This is a genomic window from Duganella rhizosphaerae (assembly GCF_040364205.1).
Classification (GTDB): Bacteria; Pseudomonadota; Gammaproteobacteria; order Burkholderiales; family Burkholderiaceae_D; genus Rugamonas; species Rugamonas rhizosphaerae.
The window spans coordinates 77,401-94,430 of sequence record NZ_BPWK01000011.1 but is presented as its reverse complement, the minus strand read 5'-3'; the positions used below and the strand labels follow the sequence as shown (position 1 = coordinate 94,430).

At 60.6% G+C, this 17,030-nt stretch carries 12 protein-coding genes and 1 tRNA gene; 4 read left to right on the top strand and 9 right to left on the bottom strand.

The features are described 5' to 3' along the window. The first annotated feature begins 72 nt into the window (after nt 1-72). Nucleotides 73-1,491: a tyrosine-type recombinase/integrase gene (locus RUGAMON1_RS22095; RefSeq protein ID WP_445232559.1), complete on the top strand. Its 1,419-nt coding sequence runs from the start codon at nt 73-75 to the stop codon at nt 1,489-1,491. A gap of 118 nt (nt 1,492-1,609) precedes the next feature. Here RUGAMON1_RS22095 and RUGAMON1_RS22090 read toward each other — a convergent pair whose 3' ends face one another. From RUGAMON1_RS22090 to RUGAMON1_RS22080, 3 genes are all read right to left on the bottom strand, one after another. After that, nucleotides 1,610-3,526, bottom strand: coding sequence for a S9 family peptidase (locus RUGAMON1_RS22090; RefSeq protein ID WP_445232558.1), 1,917 nt, complete (start codon nt 3,524-3,526; stop codon nt 1,610-1,612). Nucleotides 3,527-3,716: 190 nt separating this feature from the next. Then, the gene (locus RUGAMON1_RS22085; protein WP_445232557.1) at nt 3,717-4,037 is read right to left on the bottom strand and encodes a hypothetical protein; all 321 of its coding nucleotides are present in this window, start codon (nt 4,035-4,037) and stop codon (nt 3,717-3,719) included. A gap of 165 nt (nt 4,038-4,202) precedes the next feature. Beyond that, on the bottom strand, nt 4,203-5,069 hold the full coding sequence (locus tag RUGAMON1_RS22080; protein WP_445232556.1) for a phage integrase N-terminal domain-containing protein: 867 nt from the start codon (nt 5,067-5,069) through the stop codon (nt 4,203-4,205). An 843-nt stretch (nt 5,070-5,912) separates the two neighbouring features. Between RUGAMON1_RS22080 and RUGAMON1_RS22075 the strand changes: the two genes are divergently transcribed. Further along, nucleotides 5,913-6,161: a helix-turn-helix transcriptional regulator gene (locus RUGAMON1_RS22075; RefSeq protein ID WP_445232555.1), complete on the top strand. Its 249-nt coding sequence runs from the start codon at nt 5,913-5,915 to the stop codon at nt 6,159-6,161. Nucleotides 6,162-6,256: 95 nt separating this feature from the next. Here the strand turns inward: RUGAMON1_RS22075 and RUGAMON1_RS22070 are convergent. Then, nucleotides 6,257-6,333: transfer RNA gene (locus RUGAMON1_RS22070), tRNA-Pro, on the bottom strand. A gap of 122 nt (nt 6,334-6,455) precedes the next feature. Between RUGAMON1_RS22070 and RUGAMON1_RS22065 the strand changes: the two genes are divergently transcribed. Next, nucleotides 6,456-7,292 carry an SIR2 family NAD-dependent protein deacylase gene (locus tag RUGAMON1_RS22065; RefSeq protein ID WP_445232554.1) on the top strand — a complete coding sequence of 279 codons (837 nt, stop codon included), beginning with the start codon at nt 6,456-6,458 and terminating at the stop codon, nt 7,290-7,292. A 5-nt stretch (nt 7,293-7,297) separates the two neighbouring features. Here RUGAMON1_RS22065 and RUGAMON1_RS22060 read toward each other — a convergent pair whose 3' ends face one another. From RUGAMON1_RS22060 to RUGAMON1_RS22040, 5 genes are all read right to left on the bottom strand, one after another. Then, entirely contained in the window at nt 7,298-8,005 is a 708-nt protein-coding gene (locus RUGAMON1_RS22060) for a fumarylacetoacetate hydrolase family protein (RefSeq protein ID WP_445232553.1), read from the bottom strand. 86 nt (nt 8,006-8,091) lie between these two features. Then, the gene (locus RUGAMON1_RS22055) at nt 8,092-8,706 is read right to left on the bottom strand and encodes a TetR/AcrR family transcriptional regulator (RefSeq protein ID WP_445232552.1); all 615 of its coding nucleotides are present in this window, start codon (nt 8,704-8,706) and stop codon (nt 8,092-8,094) included. Between the two features lie 125 nt (nt 8,707-8,831). Then, nucleotides 8,832-10,268, bottom strand: coding sequence for an efflux transporter outer membrane subunit (locus RUGAMON1_RS22050; protein ID WP_445232551.1), 1,437 nt, complete (start codon nt 10,266-10,268; stop codon nt 8,832-8,834). Between the two features lie 14 nt (nt 10,269-10,282). Then, a complete protein-coding gene (locus RUGAMON1_RS22045; protein WP_445232550.1) occupies nt 10,283-13,417 on the bottom strand; it encodes an efflux RND transporter permease subunit in 3,135 nt (1,044 codons plus the stop codon). Between the two features lie 12 nt (nt 13,418-13,429). Further along, nucleotides 13,430-14,617, bottom strand: a complete 1,188-nt coding sequence (locus RUGAMON1_RS22040; protein WP_445232549.1) for an efflux RND transporter periplasmic adaptor subunit — start codon at nt 14,615-14,617, stop codon at nt 13,430-13,432. 198 nt (nt 14,618-14,815) lie between these two features. Between RUGAMON1_RS22040 and RUGAMON1_RS22035 the strand changes: the two genes are divergently transcribed. Beyond that, nucleotides 14,816-16,969, top strand: a complete 2,154-nt coding sequence (locus RUGAMON1_RS22035) for a diguanylate cyclase domain-containing protein (protein ID WP_445232548.1) — start codon at nt 14,816-14,818, stop codon at nt 16,967-16,969. Nucleotides 16,970-17,030 lie beyond the last annotated feature (61 nt).

Sequence of the window (17,030 nt, the reverse complement as noted above, 5' to 3'; positions counted from 1 at the left end):
ATTTTTTGCTCCTCTTGCGACCCCTTGTAAAAAACTCCGCCCTCTTTCAGGGGTGACTGTCTGGAATACAAGATGTCTCGGATCACTCACAAAGAATTGTTGGCGATCACCCCGAAACAAGCCGGACTCGTGGTCCGCGATGATGGCGGACTGTTCGGACGCGTGCGCGTCAAGGCCGACAATACGCTCACCATCCCCTTCTACTACCGCTACCGGCATGGCGACAAGCTGCATGACATTTCGTGCGGCTCGTGGCCGCACGACAGCCTGACGCAGATCAGGGAGGCGCGTGACGCCGCGCGCGCCCGCGCGGCCACCGGTGCCGATCCCGCGACGGTAAAAAAGGTGCAGAAGATCGAAGTCCAGGAGGCGCTGGAAGCGAAGCTGGCCCAGGTTGAGGCGCAGCGCGAGGCCGGCCTGACAGTGCGCGATATGTTCGACGTCTGGCTGCTGGACGGCGTGCGCCGCAAGAACGACAACGCAGAATTGAAACGGCAGTTCAATGCCGACGTCTTGCCCAAGATTGGTGGCGTCGCCGTCCGCGCACTGACGGAGCACGATCTGCGTCAGGTGCTACGTACCATGGTGGCGCGTGGCGCCAACCGCAGCGCCGTCTCACTGCGGAACAACCTGAAGCAGATGCTGAACTGGGCACAGAAGCGTCAGCCGTGGCGTCGCCTGCTCGTCGAGGGCAACCCGATGGATCTGATCGAGATCGGCCGCATCGTCAGCCCAGACTTCGATCCGCGCGGCGTGCGAGAGCGAGTGCTCTCCCATGCAGAGATTCACGAACTGCACACCGTCTTCGACCGCGCGCGGAAGGAATACGTCCAAGCGGCAAACAGGCGCACCGCCGTGCAGCCCATCGAAATCACCACCGAATGCGCGATCTGGATCATGCTGTCGACCATGTGCCGGGTCGGCGAGCTGACCATGGCGCGCTGGGAGCATGTCAGCTTCGAACGTGCGGAATGGTTTATACCAAAGGAAAACGTGAAGGACCGCGTCGGCAGCCTGACTATCTCGCTGTCCGATTTCGCGCTGCGGTATTTTCGCCGCTTGTACCATTGCAGCGGGGACACAGACTGGTGCTTCCCGAACTACATGGGCACGCTCCACATTTCCCCGCGAGCGATCACCAAACAAATCAGTGACCGGCAGACAATGTTCAAGCACGGCCGCGACGGCGGGCCTCGCGCCAAGATGACGCATCGCCGCCAGGATGATCGTCTCGTGCTGCACAATGGAAAATTCGGTGCGTGGACCGCGCATGACTTGCGCAGGACGGGTGCCACACTCATGCAAAGTCTCGGCGTCACCCTGGACGTCATCGACCGCTGCCAAAACCACGTACTGTCGGGAAACAAAGTGCGCCGCCATTACCTGCACTACGACTATGCTCGCGAAAAACGGGACGCATGGAACAAGCTAGGACGGCAGTTAGAAACAATCGTGAATGCTGAAAATATCGCAGCTTCTTCGGATACTTAAAGAGCCGTGGAACACTCTCAATTAGCCGCAGCATGAGTTGGAGCACTGGCGTCCAAGTGATCCTTTTCCTATGTCAGTTGCAAAGCCAACGTCAGTTACCGAACTGAGCCGGAGGAAACTACGGTTCAGTATCCGAACCAAGATATTTATCTAAAAACTGCTCTAAAGCCTTAAAGTACCGCCTTCTACTATCCAAGTAATACAGGCCATGTCCCTCTCGCGGAAAGGTAATCCACTCTACGGACTTTCCTTCATTGGACAATGCATCACGCATCCGTTCTCCCTGAACTAAAGGTACACGTTGATCTAACTCTCCATGCATTAAAAGAACAGGGGCATTAATCAACTTGGCTTTTTTTAAAGGCGATACCTGATCAAATTTTTGCTTATTCACACGAATGTCACCGATTCTCGACAGCATCAGTTCTTTAGCAATCTTGCTCGAGTTCGATTCAGACTTTCCCGTCAACATTAACTCAAGATCGGTCACGCCTGCAAAACTAATTCCACATCGATATAATTCTGGATTCTTTACCAATCCCCATAGGGCCGCGTACCCCCCATAACTAGCACCGAATATGCAAACCCTTTTTGGATTCGTAATACCTTGCTGTATCAAGTACTTGACACCTGCTGTAACATCGTCCTGCATTGCCAATCCCCATTGAGAATAGCCTGCCGTTTGAAACTTGAGACCAAAACCATAAGACCCCCTGAATTGAGGTTGAAGCACTGCATATCCACGGCTTGCTAAAAACTGCACGTCTTCGTCCCAGCCCCAAGTATCGCGAACGTTTGGCCCACCATGTATCATGATTACCGTCGGTAGGTTCCTATCATTTCCTTTGGGTAGGGTGAGGTAAGCTGGAATTGTTAGACCATCATCGGCCTTGTAGAACATAGATTGCATCGGGCGCATCTGATCAACCTGAACTGCGTCTCGCAAGTTACCAAATTTAGATAATTTTAGGGTCGGCACTTCCATTAAATACCAGCTACCTGGGTCAACAGCGCCATACGAAAAGACCACAATGCGCTTAGATGGTTCTCCGGAGAGGAGATTGATGCGTTCAGGAAGTGCTTCATCGACCAACTTCTGAAGCCTAGTCCAAACAGGATCAAACCAGATTTGCTTAGGCAACATGCCACTAGTTCGTACCCGCGTCAATGACTCTGCATTTATCCCTTCAACTGATAGAATATCAGCATCAGGATAACTAATGACTTTTTCACCAAGTTGCTTTGTCTTCGTATCGTAACGATATATACCGTAGTGGTCAGTACCTGCACGTGATCTAACAAGCAGTGTACCATCATCATCTGGTACAAACAGCGGTGTCCAATAATCATCAGCAATACCGAATTCAGCGAGTTTCTCCCAATATTGACTATTAGATGGCTTAAACCAATTACTTACAGTCGACGAGTCTTTCCAAATTGCGGAGTCGATCATCGTAACCGCACGTGGAAGACCGGATTTATCGAGAGCGAATTGAATAGCATTGCCACTCATTTTGAAGCGATATGGCACAGCGGTCCCAGTTCTCGCATCTACTCGCGCAAGATCGCCCGACTCTAAGTTTGTGAATGCTAGGACGTAATCTGACTGCGCATCCGTTGATATTTTTCCAATTATTTTCTTTCCAATATATTTAAGATGGTTTCCTTTTAAATCAAAGGAGTTTGCGTGATTATTATAGTTAACGCCAAATAGGTCATTAGCTATCCAAATGACGTCAATTGGATCCTGGTCAAAATCCAGATCTCCCATCATCATTTCAAAAAAACGAAGATTTTTATCGTGAACAATTTCGTGAAATTCAAACGTATCGACGTCACCAACCATTAATGTTTTTCTATGGCCATTAAATTTTATTAGCGCTAAATGTTGGCCGTCGGGAGACAATGTGGCATAAGAAGTTCCAGATGGATCTATCAACTTGTCGATCGATATACTGCCTCCATCTTTCGCTAAACAATTGAAAGAAATTACACCAAAAAAAACTGCAACAAGTGCACTTTTAAAGTTCGCCATATGATCAGTAATTTATTAATGAAACGGGCTAATACACACCACTCAATTGATAAAGAGCGGCTGGTAGTGGCCGGAGTCGGACCGAGGTTCAGTTAAGCTTCAAGTCAAGCTCACTAGGTGAGCCTGCGCCTACAGTTAAGCGGGTCCCTTTTCTAGCAATACCAGCGCTTCTTGCCCCACCCAATAAGCTTTAACACGAGTAAAACTCTTGGCCAATATAGTTGAGAATACTCGTTGAACTGAGCTTTCTTGAAGTACGAACTTGGTGATCCTCCAAGGATATCCAAACCGCATTGGAAACTATGGATCTATCGAAGTCCTCGCGATGCAGGTAGAGGGCGTTACCTTCAAACTCCAAGTTCAAGAAGGCAATCAGCCGAATTGGTTGACCGTCATACTGCTGAGGATTGGCTATGAGCTGAATCATCGAGACATCGCTCAGTTCGCTCGACTCGGTGGTGGTCCAAATACAAAACAGCGTCACAATGAGCACCTGCAAAATTTTGCGCATTTCCAGTTGCCTCTAGGCAGGTTGATTGTGCATAATTCTGTCCGAAGGCCATCCGTCGAGTGAATATCACTCCACTCGCCAGCATAACATTCCTGCCACCAAGGAAAATTCACAGTTTGTCACAACAGGCTGCCTAACTTAGAGCTGAGAGCACAACGTCCTACTCTAACGGCCCAAGTACACCGCCGTAATTTGTTCGCGACCGTGGCCCATTTCTTCTGACAATAACAAGCGTGCCGAGAGATCCCGTTGTCGTTGCTCCGGCCCTAGTTCCGATGACCGGGGGCCGCCTCGCGCCGGGCTGTGCCAGCCGGTGAGCTGCCGGTAGCGTTCCTGCGCGTAGTTGTGGCGCAGTCCATGGACACCATGAATTCCCGCCTTATCGCACTGCGCGCGAAAGCGCTGAAGCTGATCGCGGTACCGTAAGTTAGACGGAATGAGACTACCGCCAGCAGCAAGCCGCTTGGCCTCATTGAGCACGGTGCGTTGTTCCGGCGTGCGAATAGCGATCTCACGATACCTGCCACCCTTGGTCCACGTATCCTTGAGCTTCAGTCGATCGCCGCCATCGGCCCACGCTGGAACGATCTTGATGCTCTCCTCGCGCCTCAATCCAAACGCGGATTGCAGCCGCAGCGACATCGCCGTGTACGCATCCGTGATCTTCGCCAGGCCTGCATCGTCAAGCACCTTGGCCTTGGAGATGCTGGTGACAAAGGTGCGCTTGTCGATGTCGTAGCTGCCGTTATCGCGCGCGATGATATTGTCTTTGCCGATTTTCTGCGCCCACCAGCGCATGGCACTCATGCGATTCTTCATCGTGCCGGCGCTGACGCCATCGGCCTTCCACTGCTGCACCAGGGCGTCCACGTGCTTGGGACGCAGACTGTCAGCATTCATATGGCGATATCCGAGGTCGTGCAGCTGGTCGGCCACATGCGAGAGTATCCGCGCGCGGTCGGACTGCGTGGCATAGCTGCCATCGCGATTGCGGTCGCACAGCTGCTTAAGTTGATAGTTCAAGTCGCGCATCGCATGCTCCTTAAATCAAACTTGGTGTAATCGAGTCAGGTGAGTGTTTCTGGCCACCGTGCTTGCCGCAGCAAGGACGGTTTGTAAAGGCCCCGGGACACCACTCCCGTGTATGCGGTATGTTCACTGCTTGCCCGCGCCGCATGCGCGTATGGCGCCGCGATCCGCTCCTTGTAGAAGCCTGATCGCGGTGGGACCAGTTACCCAGGGTCCATGGGGTGTGCCTCGCACACGTTGTCGGCCCACGAGGGGCAAGGTTGGCAAGCAGCGTTCTGCTGCGCTGATAGCGGTAGATCCGCTGTCACTGGCCGCCGTCACTGAGAAATCAGCGGCGGAGCCCTTATAGCGCTTGGTTGCTAGCGCGTCGTCACTGGCAGCAGGCCGCCAGTAACGACGCGCGATTTGCGCCGCGGACTCGGGCGGCGTATCGACATGCACGCGGCGGCAGATCGCCGCGTGAGGTGGGGACGGTGCGTGAATGCGCACGATGTGACGCGCAGCTCCCTCGAGGGAAGGATGCGCAATATGGATGCAGCCTATCCAGGCTGATCGCGGGCTCGCTCAAAGGCGAAGCCAATCTAAAAACAAATTTGGAGACTAAGGGCGCGTGACGAGCGCTACGCCTGGCGTGATGCCAAGTTGCGCGAAGGGCGATCCTTCGCGTCGAAAAGCATATTGTCCTCCACTTGCCATCGCGCCGGCATCACCGACTTAAAATTCTCATCGGTTTATTTGTCGACGAAGCTAGCAAAGAATCGACACCAAAAACGGGGCCTATTTCGGGTCGCACTTGCGCGGCAATCGGAGGACAGTGCTGGCAGCACATAGACAACGGAGGAAAACATGAAACGATCACCCCTGCCCCGCGCCACACGAATGATCCGCCTGCCGGAAGTGATGGCGATCTGCGGGCTGTCGCGCAGCACCGTCTACGCCTACACCAAGCGCGGCGAATTCCCGGCGCGGGTTAAGATAACCAGGCACGCTTCGGCATGGGTTCGGGAAGAGGTGCTGGCCTGGGTAGAAAGCCGTATCGACGCCAGTCGCAGTTGTACCCCAACACCGGCAGAAAATCGTGAGACTGGGGTTTGAGCGCTAAAAGAAGTTTGTTGGGGTATTTGTTGGGGTACAGACTTGCAAAAACAACAAAGGCCAGTCCGAAGACTGGCCTAAGCTGTTGATTCTATTGGTCGGGGCGAGAAGATTCGAACTTCCGACCCCTTGCACCCCATGCAAGTACGCTACCAGGCTGCGCTACGCCCCGACGAATTTGGAATTATAGCAGCGGCTTTAAGTATTTGTCATGTTTGCTTTCATCTTTGATGCAACATACCTTCCCCTGCGCAGGAGTAAGATAAGCAATTCTGCTCGCCATCGAAAGCCTGCATGCATTCCCCCGCCGAACTCGCCGCCCTCAGCCAAGCCGCTGACCTCGTCAAACAGGCCGACGCCCTGATCATCGCCGCCGGCGCCGGCATGGGCGTCGATTCCGGCCTGCCCGACTTCCGCGGCAACGAAGGCTTCTGGCAGGTCTACCCCGCCCTCGGCCGCGCGCGCATGGAGTTCTCCAGCATCGCCACGCCCTACACCTTCCGCTCCGATCCAACGCTGGCGTGGGGGTTCTACGGCCATCGCCTCCAGCTCTACCGCAACACCACGCCGCACGCCGGCTTCGCCCTGCTCAAGGCCTGGGGCGAAGGCATGGAGGCCGGCTACGGCGTCTTCACCAGCAACGTGGACGGCCACTTCCAACGCGCCGGCTTCGACGCGCACCCCGTCCACGAATACCACGGCTCCATCCATCACCTGCAATGCATGGAGCCCTGCGGCCCGGATATCTGGAGCGCCGACGGCTTCGTACCCGAAGTCGACATCGAAGCTTGCCGCCTGCTGAACGCCGCACCGGTTTGCCCACACTGCGGCGGCATGGGGCGGCCGAATATCCTGATGTTCGGTGATTGGGGATGGAATGAGCGCCGCACGGTGATGCAGGAGGCGCGCCTGCAATCCCTGCTGCAAACGGCGCAACGTCCGCTGGTGATCGAGGTGGGCGCGGGCGCGGTGGTCCCGTCGGTGCGCCACTTCGGCGAGCGCGTACTCAAGAATCACAACGGACGCATGATACGGATTAATCCGCGCGAACCGGATGTCGCCAGCCCGCTCGATGTGGGCCTGGCAATGGGCGCCCTCGCCGCCTTGACGGCGATCGACGCACTGCTATAAACGATTTACACCAATTTGACGGCGATGCCGGACAGGCCGTCCACCTTGCCCACCAGCGTCTGTCCGCGCACCACGGCGCCCACACCTTCCGGCGTGCCGCTGAAAATCAGGTCACCCGGCGCCAGCGCGAACAGCGTGGACAAATTGGCGATGGTCTCGCTGATCGACCAGATCAGATGATCGATGGTAGCCGATTGCTTGGTCACGCCATCCACTTCCAGCTGGATCGTAGCGCGGTTGATATCGCCCGCTTCGGCCGCGCGATGGATCAAGCCCACCGGCGCTGAATAATCGAAGGCCTTGCCGATTTCCCAGGGACGGCCGGCGTCGCGCATTTTGAATTGCAGGTCGCGGCGCGTCATGTCCAACCCCACCGCGTAGCCGAAGATATGCGCCGCAGCGTCTTCCACCGCGATATTGCTGCCGCCCTTGCCGATGGCAACCACCAGTTCGCACTCGTAGTGCAGATTGTTCGTCACCTGCGGATACGGCAGGTCCAGCACCGCGCCCGGCGCCACCGGAATGACCGCCTGCGCGTCATTCGGTTTGCAGAAGAAGAACGGCGGTTCGCGGTCCGGGTCGAAGCCCATCTCACGCGCGTGCGCCGCGTAGTTGCGGCCGACGCAGTAGACGCGGCGTACAGGGAAAAGATCGGCGGTACCGGCGACCGGCAGGCCGACGATGTCATGGGCGGGAATTACATAGGATGTCATGATGCTCCGATAGGCGGGAATGGGAGATCGATCATGGTACAACAGCCTCCGCTCGCGCGCAGCGGACGGAAACAATACGAGACAAATCAGGTCATCAGCAGCGCGCGCATGGCGACACGGAAGGAGTCCACCAGGCTGGCGCGGTTCATATTGGGCCGATACAGCGCGCGTATCGTCAGACCATGGAAGTAGGAGATCAGCGTGTCAAGACGGCCATCCAGCAGCACATCGTCCACCGGCAGGTTGCGCTGTTCGCGGCCACGCTTGACCAGTGCACGCAACTGCACGCGCGAGACTTCTTCATTTTCGCGCAGCCTGGCAGCGATGACCGGATTGCGCGAGGCTTCGGCGAACATCTCCAGCGGCACACTCCATGGCTGCGGATCGAGCGACTCGTCGATGTGGATGGGCGCATCTTCCAGCATCGCCTCCAGCGGATCCTCACGCGTCGCCAGGTCGCGCAACAGGCCCGATACATGCTCGGCCTCGCGGTTGACGAAGGCCAGGATAATCGCATCCTTGCTGTCGAAATAATTGTAGATATGGCCAGCGCTCATGCCGGCCTGCTTGGATATCTCGGACATGCTCGCGCCATGGAAGCCGCTGCGCGCAAAGCAGACGGCGGCCGCTTCCAGCACCTGGTTGCGCCGATTCTGCGCGCGTTCCGGGTCGGTGCGTCGTTTTACGATGGGTGCGGTCATGTGGTCTTCCTTGGGTAACGAACTTGCCTGAGGCGGTACTGTGGCGAAGCAGACCATTTTTGTCAATTTATCAGCAATTGAAGGCGGCGGGCGCGCAACACTTTGCGCCCGCCGCCCCGTCCGCCTTAACCGCGCTGCTGCGCCACTTCCGGCTGCCAGCCGCCGCCCAGCACCTTGTACAGGGTGACCGCGTTGCTCGATTTGACCAGCCGCGCCGAGATCAACCCCTGCTGCGCAGCATACAGCGCGCGCTGCGACACCAGCGCGTTCAGGTACGAGTCTGCGCCCTTGCGGTAGCGCGCCTCGTGGATGCGGAAGCTCTTGTCCGCCGCGTCGACCAGCGCCTGCTGCGAGGCGATGCGCTCGTCCAGCGTGCCGCGCTGGGCCAGCGCATCGGCCACTTCGCGGAAAGCCACCTGGATCGCCTTTTCGTACTGCGCCACCGAGATCTCGCGGTTGGCTTTGGCGATATTCAGGTTGGCGCGATTGACGCCGCCGTCGAAGATCGGCAAATTGATCTGCGGGACGAAGCTCCACGTCGACGATCCCGCCTTGAACAGGCCGGACAAGGTGCTGCTCGCGCTGCCGCCCGACGCCGTCAGCGAGATGCTGGGGAAGAAGGCGGCACGCGCCACGCCTATGTTGGCGTTGGCGGAGCGCAGCGCGCGTTCGGCTTCCTGCACGTCGGGACGGGCTTGCAGCAGGTCCGACGGCAGGCCAGCCGGAATCGCGGCCAGCTGGGTCACCGCATCCAGTTCGCCGGCGGGCAGCAAGTCCGCAGGCACGCCGCTGCCGACCAGCAGCGTCAGCGCGTTCTGGTCCAGCGCCACTTGCGCGGTGTAGACCGCCATGTCGCTGCGCGCCGATTCCACGCTGGTCTGCGCTTCGTACATATCCACGCCGGAGGTGACGCCGGAATCGAAGCGCTTCTTGCTCAGGTCATAGGACGTTTGCTGGCTGCGCAGCGTTTCCGCCGCCAGCTTCAGGCGCTGCTGGTCGGCGATCAGCGTCAGGTAGGCGTTGGCCACTTCGGCCACCAGCGTGATCTGCTGCGCGCGGCGTGCTTCCTCGGTGCCGAGGTAGGTCTGCAAGCCGGCCTCGGACAGGTTGCGCACCTTACCGAAGAAGCCCAGCTCATACGACGCCATCGCCAAGCCGCCGCTGTACTGGCGGTTGATGGCCGCCTCGCCGGTGCCGGTCATGGTCGACGGCGTGCGCGATGCGCTCTGGCCGACATTGGCCGACAGCTTCGGCAGCAAGGCGGCGCTGTCGATGTTGTACTGCGCCTTGGCCTTCTCGATGTTGAGAACCGAAACGCGCAGGTCGCGGTTGTTGGCCAGCGCCAGCGCGATCACCTTGCGCAGGCGCTCGTCGGCAAAGTATTCGCGCCACTGGATTTCGGACACCGGCTTGGCATCGGCCGCCGCTGCCGGCAGGCCTTTGTAGGCATCGCCGGCCGGCCAGGCTTGCGCCACCGGTTGCGCCGGACGTTCATACACCGGCGCCAGGCTGCAACCGGCCAACATCGCCAGCGCCGCCATGGAGAGTAAAGATTTTTTCATGAATTTATCCACAATTAATGTGTCTCCACAACAGCGGCAGGAACGGCGGCCTTCTTGCTGAAGAAACCGCGCACCAGTACAAAGAACACCGGCACAAAGAAGATGCCCAGGAAGGTAGCCGACAGCATCCCGCCCAACACGCCGACGCCGATCGCGTTCTGGCTACCGGAACCGGCGCCGCTGCTGATCGCCAGTGGCAGCACGCCGAGGCCGAAGGCGATGGACGTCATCAGGATCGGACGCAATCGCAGACGCACGGCCTGCAAGGTCGCCTGCTTCAATTCCACGCCCTGCTCCTGCAGCTCCTTCGCAAACTCCACGATCAGGATCGCGTTCTTCGCCGCCAGGCCCACCACGGTCAGCAAGCCGACCTGGAAGTACACGTCGTTCGACAGCTTGAACACATACGTCGCCAGCACCGAGCCGATCACACCCAGCGGCACCACCAACAGCACCGAGAACGGAATCGACCAGCTTTCATACAGCGCGGCCAGACACAGGAACACGATCAGGATCGAGATCGCATACAGCTGCGTCGTCTGCGAGCCGGAGTCGCGTTCTTCCGTCGACAGGCCGGTCCACTCGAAGCCGATACCCGGCGGCAGCTTGGCCGCCATCTTCTCGATTTCCGCCATCGCGGCGCCCGAGCTCTGGCCCGGCGCCGGCATGCCGAGGATCTCGGTCGATGGCAGGCCGTTGTAGCGCTCCAGGCGCGGCGACGCATAGATCCATTTGCCGGTCGAGAAGGCCGAGAAAGGCACCATCTCGCCGTCAGCGTTACGGACAAACCATTTACCCAGGTCTTCCGGCGACATGCGCGAATCCGGCTGTCCCTGCATATACACCTTCTTCACGCGGCCACGGTCGACGAAATCGTTGACGTAGGCGCTACCCCAGGCGGTGCTGAGCACCTTGTTCACATCGGCGATGGACAAGCCCAGCGCGGTCGCCTTCTGCTGGTCGACGGTGATCTTGTACTGCGGCGTGTCCTCCTGTCCGTTCGGACGCACCGCCATCAGCACCGGATTCTTGGATGCCATGCCCAGCATCTGGTTACGCGCCGCCATCAGCGCTTCGTGGCCGACGCCGCCCTGGTCCTGCAGCTGCAAGTCGAAGCCGCTGGCGTTGCCCAGTTCCAGCACCGCAGGCGGCGCGAAGGCGAACACCATCGCATCCTTGATCTGCGAGAAGCTGCCCATGGCGCGGCCGACGATAGCGTTCACCCGCTGGCCGGCGCTCTTGCGCTCCGACCAGTCCTTCATGCGCACGAAGGCGATACCGGTGTTCTGGCCGTTGCCGCTGAAGCTGAAACCAGCCACCGCGAACACCGACGCCACCGAATCCTTCTCTTCGTTCAGGAAGTGCTGCTCGACTTTTTCGATCACCTTCAGCGTGCGCTGCTGGGTCGCGCCGGTCGGCAGCTGGATTTGCGAGAACAACACGCCCTGGTCTTCTTCCGGCAGGAAGGAAGTCGGCAGGCGCACGAACACGAAGGCCAGCACCGCCAGCAGCAGCGCGTACATGATCAGCGAACGTCCGCTGCGGTTCAGCAGCGCGCCGACCCAGCCCTGATACTTCAAGCTGCTGCGGTCGAAGCTGCGGTTGAACCAGCCGAAGAAGCCGGTGTTGATCGCCACATGCCCCTTGGCCACAGGCTTGAGCAAGGTCGCACACAAGGCCGGCGTGAAGATCATCGCCACCAGCACCGACAGCACCATCGCCGACACGATCGTGACCGAGAACTGGCGGTAGATCACGCCGGTGGAGCCGCTGAAGAAAGCCATCGGCACGAACACCGCCGACAGCACCATCGCGATACCCACCAGCGCGCCGCTGATCTGGCCCATCGATTTGCGCGTCGCCTCGACCGGGGACAAGCCCTCTTCCGTCATCACGCGCTCGACGTTCTCCACCACCACGATGGCGTCATCGACCAGCAGGCCGATCGCCAGCACCACCGCGAACATGGTCAGCGTGTTGATCGAATAGCCCAGCGCCGACAGGATCGCGAAGGTCCCCAGCAGCACCACCGGCACCGCCATCGTCGGGATCAGCGTGGCGCGGAAGTTTTGCAGGAACAGGTACATCACCAGGAACACCAGGATCACCGCCTCCACCAGCGTCTTGACCACTTCCTCGATCGACAGCTTGACGAACGGCGTGGTGTCGAAGGCGATCACCGCCTTCATCCCGGCCGGGAACTGCTTCTCCAGCGATGCGATCCGCGCCTTGACGGCGTTGGCGGTATCGAGCGCGTTGGCACCGGTGGCCAGCTTGATGGCGACGCCGGTGGCGGCCTTGCCGTTGTAGCGGGCCAGCACGTTGTAGTTCTCGCTGCCCAGCTCCATGCGGGCCACGTCGCGCAGGTGCACGGTGGCGCCGCTGCTTGCGGTCTTCAACAGGATTGCGCCGAACTGCTCGGCGGTCTGCAAGCGGCTCTGCGCCGATACGGTGGCGTTGAGCTGCTGGCCCGGCATGGCGGGCGCGCCGCCCAGTTCACCGGCCGAGACTTCGGTGTTCTGCGCGGTGATGGCGGCGGTGACGTCGGCCGGCGTCAGTTGATAGCTTTGCAGCTTGGCCGGATCGAGCCAGATGCGCATCGCGTACTGGGCGCCGAACAGCGTCACGTCGCCCACGCCTTCCACGCGGCTGAGCGGATCGATGACGTTGGCGGCCACGTAGTCGCCCAGGTCGGCCTGCTTCATGCTGCCGTCTTCGGAGACGAAGCCCAGCACCATCATGAAGTTCTTGGTGGCTTTGGCCACCACCAGGCCTTGCTGCGTAACGATGGCCGGCAGCAGCGGCGTTGCCAGCTGCAGCTTGTTCTGCACCTGCACCTGGGCGATGTCCGGGTTGGTGCCGCTCTTGAAGGTCAGCGTGATGCCGATGCCGCCGGTGCCGTCGCTCGACGAGGACATGTAGCGCAGGCCATCGATGCCCTTCATCTTCTGTTCGATGACCTGGGTGACGGCATCTTCCACCGTCTTGGCGGAGGCGCCAGGATACGAGCCGCTGATCGAAATCGATGGCGGCGCAATGCTTGGATACTGCGCGATCGGCAGGCCGAGTATCGCGATCACGCCCGACAGCATGATGACAATGGCGACGACCCACGCGAAGATCGGGCGGTCAATAAAGAAACGTGACATGGCGATGCTCCTTTATTGGGCGCTCTTGGCGTTAGCCGGCATGGCGCCGCCCGCGGCCACGGCTGCGGCAGCGGAAGTGGGTTTAGCGGCGTTGGCCGCCGCACCCGGCTTCACCTTCTGCACGCCTTCGACGATCAGCAGGTCGCCCGCGTTCAGGCCGGACTTGACCAGCCACTTGTCGCCCATGGTGCCGCCGGTGACGAGCACGCGCTGTTCGACCTTGCCTTCCTTGTTCAGCACCAGCGCCGTCGCTTCGCCTTTGGCGTTGCGGGTCACGCCCTGCTGCGGCACGGCGATGGCCTGCTCGTTGACGCCAGATTCCACCACCGCGCGCACGAACATGCCAGGCAGCAGATCGTGCTTGGGGTTCGGGAACAGCGCGCGCAAGGTGACGTTGCCGGTACCCGGATCGACCGTCACATCGGAGAACTGCAACTTGCCGCTTTCGGCGTACTTGCTGCCGTCCGACAGCAGCAGCGTGACCCTGGCCTGGCCGCCGGCCTGCTTCAAGCCGCCGTTTTCCAGCTCGCGCTTCAGGCGCAGCAGGTCTTCGCTCGACTGCGTGACGTCGACATAGATCGGGTCCAGCTGCTGCACGGTGGTCAGCGCGCCGGTCTGGTTGGCCGTCACCAGCGCGCCCGGCGTGACGGCCGAGCGGCTGATACGGCCGCTGATCGGCGCGTCGACGTGGGTGTATTTGAGGTTGATGTCCGCCTGCTCCAGCGCGGCGGCGGCCGATTCGACGTCGGCCTTGGCCTGCTCGTTGGCGGCGACGGCATCGTCGTAGTCCTGGCGGCTCACGCCTTCGATCGCGACCAGGTCCTTGTAGCGCGCCACTTTCGGGCCGCTGGTCATCAGGTTGGCCTTGGCCTTGGCCAGCGCCGCCTTGGCCGAGTTGTAGGCCGCCTGGTAGCTGGCCGCGTCGATCTGGTACAGCGCCACGCCGGCCTTGACGTCGGCGCCTTCGACAAACAGGCGTTTTTGTATCAGTCCGCTGACCTGCGGGCGCACTTCGGCCACCTGGAAGGCGGCGGTGCGGCCCGGCAGTTCGGTCGTGATGTGCAGCGCTTCCGGCGCCACTTTAAAAACGCCCACTTCCGCCACCTGCGTATGAGGTGCTTCGGTCGTGGTTTTGGAGCAGCCGGCAGCCAGCGCGGCGACAGCGATCAGGGCTGCGGTCCTGCAGAAAAGAGCTTCCATGATGGGACTTTCTGTATAAAAATTGTGCATAAGTACGTAGAATGAACGATCATTCTAATTAAGTCAAGCGCGCTTTTTGTCCATGGCAGGGCAAAGCGTGGCGCGCGGCAGTGAATTTCTCTCGGGGAAAGAGGCGCGCGGCGCGACCGGTGCTACAATGAATTTAATTTCTTTCAGACATCTTTTCCGGCCCGCGCCATGACATCGCAGCCCACCCCACGCACGGCCCGGCCGCGCCTCACCACGCTGGTGACAGTGGGGGTGGCCGCGACGGTGCTGATGTCGGTGCTGTCGCTGCTGGTGCTGGTCGATCATTTCGCCATCGACTACGCCGAGCGCGAAGCGGGCCAGCGTCTGCAGCAGCTGTCCTGGCAGATGCGCGATTCGCTCAACCGCGTGGTGCAGAAGGCCACCGGCGACGTCCAGCTACTGACCGAGCTGCCGCAGATCCGCGACGCCAAGTCCCCCGCCGAGATCCGCCAGGTGCTCGAGAGCCTGCAAAAAACCTTCCCCGACTACGCCTGGATCGGCCTGGCCAATCCCGACGGCAGCGTCTACGCCGCCACCCAGGGCCTGCTCGAAGGCCAGGACGTCAGCATGCGCGCCTGGTTCAAGGGCGGCCGCGACAAACTGTATGCCGGCGACTTCCACCCCGCCACCCTGCTCGGCAAGAAGCTGCCGTACAGCGCCGACCCATGGCGCTTCGTCGACGCGGCCGGCCCGGTGCTGCGTTCGGACGGCAGCTACCGCGGCGTGCTGTGCGTGCACATGAGCTGGAACTGGGCGCGGCGCATGGTGCAAACCATCCTGGCGCCGGCCGACCAGCAATACTCGGCCGATATCTTCGTGGTGCGCGGCGACGGCACCGTCATGCTCGGCCCCAAGGGCACCGAGGAAAAGACCATCGGCAGCACCAGCCTGGCGCTGTCGCAATCGGGCGTACCGGGATCGCTGAAGGAAACCTGGGCCGACGGCCACAGCTACCTGACCGGCTTCTCCCGCACCGGCAAGCTGGACGATCCCGCCACGCTGACCTGGTCGGTGCTGGTGCGCCAGCCGGAAGACGTGGCGCTGGCCGGCGCGCGCGCGCTGGAACGCCAGATTCTGCTGCTGGGCGCCATCCTCGGGGTGGCCATGGCGTTGGCGGCGGCGGCGGCGGCGCGCCGGCTCACCAACCCGCTCAACGCGCTCAGCAAGAACATCGAACAGCGCTCGGCCGCGCCGGCCGATACGCCGCCCGGCGCGCTGCCGCCAATTCCGCTGGTCGACAGCTTCCACGAGGCGCAAGTGCTGTCGCAGGCGCTGGCCGACCTGGTGCACAGCGAGCAGGACCACCTGGCCACGCTGCGCGGCATGAACGAGAAGCTGGAATCGACCGTCGGCGAGCGCACCCGCGAGATCGCCCGCAAGGCGCTGCTGCTGGAACGCGCGCTGGCGCAGGAACAAAGCACGCAGCTGCTGCTGCAGGAACGCGCGGCCGAACTGCGCGCCATCCTGGACAACGCCCACGACGCCTTCATCGCCCTCGATCCGGGCGGCGTGGTGCTGGACTGGAACCGCCAGGCCGAGAAACTGTTCGGCTGGCGCCGCGCCGAGGTGATCGGCCAGCCGCTGGCGGCGATGGTGCTGCCGCCGCTGCTGCGCCGCGCCTACGAACGCGACATGCGCCAGCTGGCCGACAGCGGCGCCGACACCGTGCTCAACCGCCGGATCGAACTGACCTTGTGCAACCGCGCCGGCCAGGAGCTGCCGGTGGAAGTGTCGCTGGCCTATGTGCCGCGCAGCAGCGGCCACCTGTTCATCGCCTTCCTGCACGACATCAGCGAGCGCAAGTCGCTGTTCGAATCAATGGAGGCGATGGCGCTGCGCGACACGCTCACCGGCCTGCCCAACCGGCGCGCGCTGATGACGGCGCTGACCGAGGCGATCCAGCGCGCCAACCGCATGCGCCAGAGCTGCGCCGTGTTCTTCCTCGACCTCGACCGCTTCAAGCAGATCAACGACCGCTACGGCCACGAGGAAGGCGACGAGCTGCTGCGCCAGTTCGCCGCGCGGGTGCAGCACATCGTGCGCAAGACCGACACCGTGGGCCGCCTCGCGGGCGACGAGTTCATCGTCATCCTGGAAAACCTGCACAGCGACAGCGCCGCGCAGGAGACCGCCGACAAGCTGCGGCCGGCGCTGCAACAGCCGTTCCGGCTGAAGACCGCCACCGTCTCGCTGAGCGCCAGCATCGGCATCGCCATCCACCATCCGGACGACCCGCAGGATATCGAGATGCTGCTCGGCCGCGCGGACCGGGCGATGTACCTCGACAAGCAGCGCAGCGCCCAGCAGCGCCTGCAGGGCTGAGCGCCGCGCGCACGTTTGCTATCGAAAATCCCGCTTTATCCATTTCAGGTAGTATCAGCCG

Coding starts and splice junctions, on each gene's coding strand:
- RUGAMON1_RS22040 (WP_445232549.1), bottom strand. CDS start 14,617: ATGGAAGCTCTTTTCTGCAGGACCGCAGCCCTGATCGCTGTCGCCGCG.
- RUGAMON1_RS22065 (WP_445232554.1), top strand. CDS start 6,456: ATGCATTCCCCCGCCGAACTCGCCGCCCTCAGCCAAGCCGCTGACCTC.
- RUGAMON1_RS22095 (WP_445232559.1), top strand. CDS start 73: ATGTCTCGGATCACTCACAAAGAATTGTTGGCGATCACCCCGAAACAA.
- RUGAMON1_RS22045 (WP_445232550.1), bottom strand. CDS start 13,417: ATGTCACGTTTCTTTATTGACCGCCCGATCTTCGCGTGGGTCGTCGCC.
- RUGAMON1_RS22035 (WP_445232548.1), top strand. CDS start 14,816: ATGACATCGCAGCCCACCCCACGCACGGCCCGGCCGCGCCTCACCACG.
- RUGAMON1_RS22050 (WP_445232551.1), bottom strand. CDS start 10,268: ATGAAAAAATCTTTACTCTCCATGGCGGCGCTGGCGATGTTGGCCGGT.
- RUGAMON1_RS22060 (WP_445232553.1), bottom strand. CDS start 8,005: ATGACATCCTATGTAATTCCCGCCCATGACATCGTCGGCCTGCCGGTC.
- RUGAMON1_RS22085 (WP_445232557.1), bottom strand. CDS start 4,037: ATGCGCAAAATTTTGCAGGTGCTCATTGTGACGCTGTTTTGTATTTGG.
- RUGAMON1_RS22090 (WP_445232558.1), bottom strand. CDS start 3,526: ATGGCGAACTTTAAAAGTGCACTTGTTGCAGTTTTTTTTGGTGTAATT.
- RUGAMON1_RS22055 (WP_445232552.1), bottom strand. CDS start 8,706: ATGACCGCACCCATCGTAAAACGACGCACCGACCCGGAACGCGCGCAG.
- RUGAMON1_RS22080 (WP_445232556.1), bottom strand. CDS start 5,069: ATGCGCGACTTGAACTATCAACTTAAGCAGCTGTGCGACCGCAATCGC.
- RUGAMON1_RS22075 (WP_445232555.1), top strand. CDS start 5,913: ATGAAACGATCACCCCTGCCCCGCGCCACACGAATGATCCGCCTGCCG.